The sequence below is a fragment of the Solitalea koreensis genome, assembly GCF_900182575.1.
Lineage (GTDB): Bacteria > Bacteroidota > Bacteroidia > Sphingobacteriales > Sphingobacteriaceae > Solitalea > Solitalea koreensis.
Map to the genome: position 1 here is coordinate 364,531 of NZ_FXSZ01000004.1, position 6,731 is coordinate 371,261.

At 37.3% G+C, this 6,731-nt stretch carries 7 protein-coding genes; 4 read left to right on the forward strand and 3 right to left on the reverse strand.

Going from position 1 to position 6,731, the window contains the following annotated elements; all coding sequences use genetic code 11:
- Window positions 1-236 precede the first annotated feature (236 nt).
- Complete coding sequence (gene dnaA / locus FN756_RS08860) at window positions 237-1,664, forward strand: chromosomal replication initiator protein DnaA (protein WP_142603410.1); 1,428 nt, start codon at window positions 237-239, stop codon at window positions 1,662-1,664.
- A 356-nt stretch (window positions 1,665-2,020) separates the two neighbouring features.
- On the opposite strand, the gene FN756_RS08865 is transcribed toward dnaA, so the two are convergent.
- The 3 genes from FN756_RS08865 to FN756_RS08875 all read right to left on the reverse strand — a co-directional run bounded on the left by FN756_RS08865 (window position 2,021) and on the right by FN756_RS08875 (window position 3,919).
- Complete coding sequence (locus tag FN756_RS08865) at window positions 2,021-2,818, reverse strand: TPM domain-containing protein (protein ID WP_142603412.1); 798 nt, start codon at window positions 2,816-2,818, stop codon at window positions 2,021-2,023.
- On the reverse strand, window positions 2,811-3,242 hold the full coding sequence (locus FN756_RS08870; RefSeq protein ID WP_142603413.1) for a TPM domain-containing protein: 432 nt from the start codon (window positions 3,240-3,242) through the stop codon (window positions 2,811-2,813). Before FN756_RS08870 ends, FN756_RS08865 begins: the two co-directional genes overlap by 8 nt.
- Window positions 3,243-3,334: 92 nt before the next feature.
- Window positions 3,335-3,919, reverse strand: a complete 585-nt coding sequence (locus FN756_RS08875; RefSeq protein ID WP_185955234.1) for a LemA family protein — start codon at window positions 3,917-3,919, stop codon at window positions 3,335-3,337.
- A 112-nt stretch (window positions 3,920-4,031) separates the two neighbouring features.
- On the opposite strand from FN756_RS08875, the gene FN756_RS08880 reads away from it, so the two are divergent.
- From FN756_RS08880 to FN756_RS08890, 3 genes are all read left to right on the forward strand, one after another.
- The gene (locus FN756_RS08880; protein ID WP_142603415.1) at window positions 4,032-5,573 is read left to right on the forward strand and encodes an NAD(P)/FAD-dependent oxidoreductase; all 1,542 of its coding nucleotides are present in this window, start codon (window positions 4,032-4,034) and stop codon (window positions 5,571-5,573) included.
- A gap of 61 nt (window positions 5,574-5,634) precedes the next feature.
- Window positions 5,635-6,099 carry a hypothetical protein gene (locus tag FN756_RS08885; RefSeq protein WP_142603417.1) on the forward strand — a complete coding sequence of 155 codons (465 nt, stop codon included), beginning with the start codon at window positions 5,635-5,637 and terminating at the stop codon, window positions 6,097-6,099.
- A gap of 31 nt (window positions 6,100-6,130) precedes the next feature.
- Entirely contained in the window at window positions 6,131-6,499 is a 369-nt protein-coding gene (locus tag FN756_RS08890) for a CoA-binding protein (protein WP_142603419.1), read from the forward strand.
- Window positions 6,500-6,731 lie beyond the last annotated feature (232 nt).

The window sequence follows — 6,731 nt, forward strand, 5'->3', positions numbered from 1 at the left end:
TGGGTTTATCTCTTTTGTAAATTAACAAATAAAGATATTAACACTCAAAATGAATAAATGAGCTCGATTTTGTCATAAAACCGCGTTTTTACTATCAGAAACGCGGTTTTTTCTTTTTTTGAGAAAAGTTTTTTTATTAACATTTTAAGTCCTATAATTGAAAAAGAAACAGGGCGAATGTTCATTTTCCCGACTCACTTAAAAATCAATCTTTTATAATTTTCGACGTAATGATTATGAATAGAACTTGTCATTCTGTGTGGATGAATTGTCTTCAAATAATAAAAGACAACGTTCCTGCGCAAAGCTTCAAAACTTGGTTTGAGCCGATAAAGGCTTTGAAGCTTGAGGGAAACGTATTGACCATACAGGTGCCTAGTGTTTTCTTTTACGAATGGCTGGAAGAACATTACGTTTCTCTATTGCGTAAAACTATTAAGCATCAACTGGGAACAGGCGGTCGTTTAGAGTACAACATTGTTATGGAGCGTGCATCTGAACGTGGCAAGGGGCACACTATTAATGTGCCAACCAACAGTAATGGGGAACTGAGAAACCATCCGGTTGCTATGCCCGTAACTTTAGGAGCAGATATCAAGAATCCTTTTGTTATACCAGGTTTAAAGAAGCTTAATATTGACCCTCAGCTTAACTCGAAATATTCATTCGATAATTTTGTAGAAGGTGATTGTAATCGTTTAGCACGTTCTGCAGGTTTTGCGGTGGCTGCTAAGCCGGGTGGTACTTCCTTTAATCCGTTATTTATATACGGTGGAGCCGGAATGGGGAAAACTCACCTAGCGCAAGCTATAGGGTCATCTGTTAAAACTTCTTATGCCGATAAAATGGTGCTTTACGTTCAGGCTGAAAAATTTGGTCAGCAGTTCGTAGACTCATTAAAGAACAATACTATCAATGATTTCGTGAATTTTTACCAGCTCATTGATGTGTTGATTATGGATGATGTTCAGTTTTTCTCAGGGAAAGAGAAAATGCAGGATATTTTCTTTACCATCTTTAATCATTTGCACACTAGTGGCAAGCAAATTATAATGACATGCGATAAGGCTCCGAAAGATTTAGTGGGCTTAGAAGAACGTTTGCTTTCGCGCTTTAAATGGGGGCTGTCTGCTGATTTACAGGTACCAGATCTGGATACTCGCATTGCTGTTCTGAATATGAAAATGCGTGCGGATGGTATCACTCTTCCGCATGAAGTTATAGAGTACGTGGCACATAATATTGATAACAATATTCGTGAACTTGAAGGTGCGTTGATTTCATTGCTTGCTCATTCAACATTGAATCGTAAGGAGATTGATCTTCCTTTGGCAAAACAAATGCTGAAGAACTTTATAAAGCATTCTTCTAAAGAAATCTCAATGGAGTCTATTCAAAAGTTAGTTTGCGAATACTTTGAGATCCCTATGGAAATGGTGAAGTCGAAAACGCGTAAGCGAGAAATTGTTCAGGCCCGTCAAATTTCGATGTACTTGGCTAAAAATCATACCAAAGCTTCTCTTAAAACAATTGGGCAGTTTTATGGAGGTAGAGATCATTCTACTGTGATTTACGCATGTCAAACGGTAGAGGATTTGATTGATACGGATAAGAAATTCAAGAATTGGGTTCAGGATATTCAAAAGAAGTTAAAAATGAGCTAAGGCTTATAAAAATACTTAATGTAGATAATGAAGGCTGTTTCGAATATAGAAACAGCTTTTTTTATATAGGTTAGATCTGTAAATAAAACAAGTCCGCTTGATATTGTTGAAATGTAAAACGATCATTATTAAATTTTTTAACGATCACTTTAAAATCAACTTTATCTTAACGGACTTGACGGAATAAAAATTCCAATTTTACTTCTACTCCTCTAACGCACACAATGAGGAGTAATACTTTGCAGAGTATTAAACTCTGCTGTGCGCAAAAAAAAGGAACTGTTAAACTGATATAAATTTACGACTATTTGTTTTAAAACTTATATGTTTAATGCTTTTTTTGTTTTATTCATTGATTACCAGCTGTCTCCGGCTCCACCTCCGCCAAAACTGCCACCACCGAATCCTCCAAAGCCTCCACTGTCACCGCCACCGAAGCCTCCGCCCCCTCCTGTAAAATCATCCCAGTTACCACGATTTCTATGTCCTCTATTTCCAAGCATGGTCATCAACATCCAGAAAGGAAGATCAGATCCGGCGCCTCGTCCTGCTATGTGTTGGTATTGGCTTCGTCTGCTTATGAAAGAAATTACGATGAATACAAGAAATATGATTAGAAAGACAGGAAAAACTCCAATTCCTTTTGAATGAGATGGATCTGCTTGGTATTCACCTGATGCAAGTTTAATAAGCGCATCTGTGCCATCTTCTATTCCTTTGTAATAATTACCAGCCTGATATGAAGGTTTAATTATCGTAGAGGTAATTCGTTTTGCATATGCATCAGGTATAGCACCTTCCAAGCCATAACCAACGGCAATAAATACTTTTCTATCCTTCATTGAAGTTAGTAGCAATACCCCGTTGCGTTTATCTTTTTGGCCAATACCCCATTTGTCGCCTAATTTAAAAGCATAGTCAGAAATATCATATCCATTTAAAGAAGGTATTATAACTACAGCTATTTGAGTGCTGCTGGAATCGTTAAAAGCTACCAGCTTCCGTTCTAATATGGCTTTTTGTTCAGGTGTAAGTGTATTGGTATAGTCATTTACCAAACGAGGAGGATTGGGTCGTTCTGGTAAATCTTGAGCAAAGGAACACAGTGTAACCAGTAAAAATATTAAGGTAAAAATTGGCTTTAGTTTAGTCATTGCCGATGTATATATCGTCTGAAAGTTCATTTTTATCATCACTTGTATATGGGAAATATTTCTGCAAGGCGCGGCCTGCTTCTTCAATGCCTAGAATCACACCATCAACCAAATTCCCTTCTTTAAATGAACTACGCATAATTTCTTTTGTTTTATTCCAAAACTCAGTTTCGACAACAGCATTAATTCCTGCATCTCCTATAATTGCAAATTTGTGGTCATCAATTGCCAGGTAAATAAGCACTCCGTTGCGTTCTCGAGTGTTATGCATTTCAAGTTCTTTAAAATAAAACACAGCTCGGTCGAGAACATCTTCGGAACAGCGTCTTTCTACACAAACTCTTATTTCTCCAGAGGTTAATGATTCGGCTGCTTGAATGGCTTTTTTAACTCTTTGTTTATTGTGTTCTTGAAGGAAAGGCATGATTTATAAAATTAGAGTTGCATAATATGAAATCGGGTCGTAATTCGACCCGATTTCACTGTTCTACTATTTTAATTTGTCAGTAGTCCCTATTAAAATTGAACGGTTGGAGCTTTTTCTGAGCCTGCTGCAGCTTGGAAATAAGGTTTCTCTGCAAAACCAAACATTCCCGCATAAAGATTATTAGGAAAACGTTTTACTGTTGTGTTATAATCACCGGTTACTTCATTGAATTTATTACGCTCCACTGAAATACGGTTTTCTGTACCTTCTAATTGCGCCTGCAGTTCCAGGAAGTTTTGATTAGCCTTTAATTCCGGATATTTTTCAACGGTTACTAATAACCTTGATAATGCAGAGCTTACGCCTTGCTGTGCTTCTTGAAATTTTTGAAAGTTTTCAGGGTTCAAATTGTTTGCATCAATGTTTACAGCAGTGGCTTTAGCACGTGCTTCTATTACTTGTGTAAGCGTTTCTTTTTCAAAATTTGCATAACCTTTTACAGTATTTACCAAATTTGGAATTAGATCAGCACGACGTTGATAAGATGTTTGTACCTGGCCCCATTGTTTCTTAACATTTTGGTCTAATGTTACCATGTTATTGTAGCCATTGCAGCCGCCTACTAGTAAAAAAAGGGCTAAGAAAGCGATAATGCCTAAAGAGATTTTTTTCATATTTAACTAAAATGTTTTAACCAAATCTACAAAAAATATGCTAGAGGGTTTATTTTTTGAATTGTTATAACTTTGTCTTGGTTTCAGAATAAATATCTGACAATAAAACACGATGATTCAAGAACTCGAACTGACAATCCTACCTGATTTTATTAATGATGATAATCAGCTTCGTAAGCAGCTTGTTGCTAAACTAAAGATTAATACAAATCGTATTTCTGGTTTTCTTATACTTAAACGATCTATCGACGCACGTTCCAAACAAACCATTTATCGCATTAAGGTGAAGGTTTTTGTTGATGAACCTGCACAAGTGCCTGAAATTCAAAATGCAGCGTATAAAAACGTACAAGATAGTAAGGTTGTAATTGTAGTTGGTGCTGGTCCTGCGGGTATGTTTGCAGCTTTGCGCTTAATCGAATTAGGGTTAAAGCCCATTGTAATTGAACGGGGTAAGGATGTTAAGCAGCGTCGTCGCGACTTAGCCAACATTAATAAACAAGGTATTGTAAACCCTGAAAGTAATTATTGCTTTGGAGAGGGTGGTGCTGGAACCTATTCGGATGGTAAGCTTTATACCCGATCGACCAAACGCGGTGATGTTAACAAAGTGCTCGAGACATTTGTATCACATGGAGCTTCTGAAGATATTTTGATAGATGCTCGTCCGCATATTGGAACCAATAAATTACCGCAGATTATTACTGCAATGCGAGAGAGTATTCTAAACGCAGGTGGTGAAATTCATTTCAATACTAAAGTTACTGATCTTGATGTTCAATTTGGTGCCGTAAGAGGAGTAATAACTGATAAAGGTTCGTTTAACTCTGATCATGTTATACTGGCAACCGGACATTCGGCCCGTGATATTTTCTATTTGCTCGATCGCAAGAATATATTAATTGAAGCCAAGCCATTTGCACTGGGCGTACGAATTGAACATCCGCAGGAAGTAATTGATAAAGTGCAGTATCGTTGTGAAGTTCGTCATGATAATCTTCCTCCGGCTTACTATAGTTTAGTCGAACAAGTAAATAATCGGGGTGTGTTCTCATTTTGTATGTGTCCGGGCGGAATTATTGCGCCTTGCGCAACGGATTTTGATGAGATTGTTGTAAATGGTTGGTCTCCTTCAAAGCGAAATAATCCTTATGCAAATTCAGGAACCGTAGTTCAGGTTAATTTGGAAGATGTTCCGAGCAGTGATAAGAATCCCTTGGCGATGCTTCATTTTCAACAGCAAATTGAGCAGCAGGCCTTTAAAGTTGGAGGAGGTTTGTTAAAAGCCCCTGCACAACGGATGGTGGACTTTGTAAATGGTAAGATTTCATCCACACTTCCTGATTGCTCTTACCTTCCTGGTATTGTAAGTTCTAATTTATATGATGTACTTCCTGCTTTTGTTTCGAAAAGTTTAAAAGGAGCCTTGCCTGTTTTTGGACAAAAAATGAAAGGATATTATAGCAATGATGCGGTTTTGGTGGGAGTAGAATCAAGAACATCCTCTCCTGTACGTATTCCTCGTGATAAAGAAACATTGCAGCATCCTCAAGTGAAAGGTTTGTATCCATGTGCGGAGGGGGCCGGTTATGCAGGAGGTATAGTTTCGGCCGCTATTGATGGAATTAAATGCGCGGAGGCTGTGTTGTTATAATCTCTCTAAATCATTAAACTAATTTTAAGCTCATGGGTTAATTAAGTAAGAAATTCAATCCATGGATAAGAAATTAAGATTAATTGTAGCGCTTCAAGAGGCAGCATTGGAGATTAGAAACAATTCATCCTATCAATGGGGGCATATGGGAAGCTGTAATTGCGGTTTCCTAGTTCAAAAGCTTACTAACCTTGATAAAGGTAAGATTCATCAAATGGCTATGGTCCGTGAAGGTGATTGGCGTGAGCAATTGGAGGAATATTGCCCCAATTCCGGTTATCCCATTGATCATCTTATATTCGATTTGCTTCAATTTGGATTAACAACACAAGAATTGGCACATCTTGAGCGCCTCTCCGATCCACGCATTCTTAATTGTATTGGTACGGAAGGGGGCAAATTGAATTTTAATGATTCAGAACATGCTGCTTTGTATATGAGTACGTGGGCCAACATGCTTGTAGATCAATATTCAAATTCAGTAGATCTGATTAAATTGGGATTCTTACATAATCAATCTGCATAGATTATTAATCGATGTTGTTTTAACATTATATATGTCTGAAAAAAAGAAAACATTAGTCCTTGGGGCATCTATTAATCCTGAACGTTACTCTTACAAAGCAATTCATCGATTGGTTCAACATGGGCATCCTGTGGTGGCTATTGGAATGAGCTCCGGAGAAGTTGCGGGAATACACATAGAGCAAGTAAATCATATTTATAAAGATATAGACACGATTACTTTATATGTAGGTCCTTTAAATCAACCCTTTTTTTATAACTATATAATAGATACGAAACCCAAACGAATCATTTTTAATCCAGGGACTGAAAATCAGGAATTATTAAAACTTGCTGTGGAAAATGGTATTGAAACGGAATTAGCCTGTACGCTGGTACTGTTGTCAGTAAATAATTATTAGGTAGATTGGTAGATCTTTTCTCTTATTTCAAGTTTTTAACCTTGGTTTATAGTAGCTTGAGTACTTTGATTAAAAAAGATTTTTATTGTCGCTTGTAAAGGCGAAAATTTTTCTACTTTTGCACCCCGCTGTGGGGGGATTCAGGCAGCGGTAGTACATTGAAAGGGTAGAAAGAAGAGCGGCAGATTGTAAGCGAAGATCAAGTTAAGAAGGGATGCCAAAAGCAGCCCAA

Excerpts from the sequence above, each read along its gene's own strand:
- dnaA (WP_142603410.1), top strand. The coding sequence starts at position 237 with ATGAATAGAACTTGTCATTCTGTGTGGATGAATTGTCTTCAAATAATA.
- FN756_RS08865 (WP_142603412.1), bottom strand. The coding sequence starts at position 2,818 with ATGACTAAACTAAAGCCAATTTTTACCTTAATATTTTTACTGGTTACA.
- FN756_RS08870 (WP_142603413.1), bottom strand. The coding sequence starts at position 3,242 with ATGCCTTTCCTTCAAGAACACAATAAACAAAGAGTTAAAAAAGCCATT.
- FN756_RS08875 (WP_185955234.1), bottom strand. The coding sequence starts at position 3,919 with ATGAAAAAAATCTCTTTAGGCATTATCGCTTTCTTAGCCCTTTTTTTA.
- FN756_RS08880 (WP_142603415.1), top strand. The coding sequence starts at position 4,032 with ATGATTCAAGAACTCGAACTGACAATCCTACCTGATTTTATTAATGAT.
- FN756_RS08885 (WP_142603417.1), top strand. The coding sequence starts at position 5,635 with ATGGATAAGAAATTAAGATTAATTGTAGCGCTTCAAGAGGCAGCATTG.
- FN756_RS08890 (WP_142603419.1), top strand. The coding sequence starts at position 6,131 with ATGTCTGAAAAAAAGAAAACATTAGTCCTTGGGGCATCTATTAATCCT.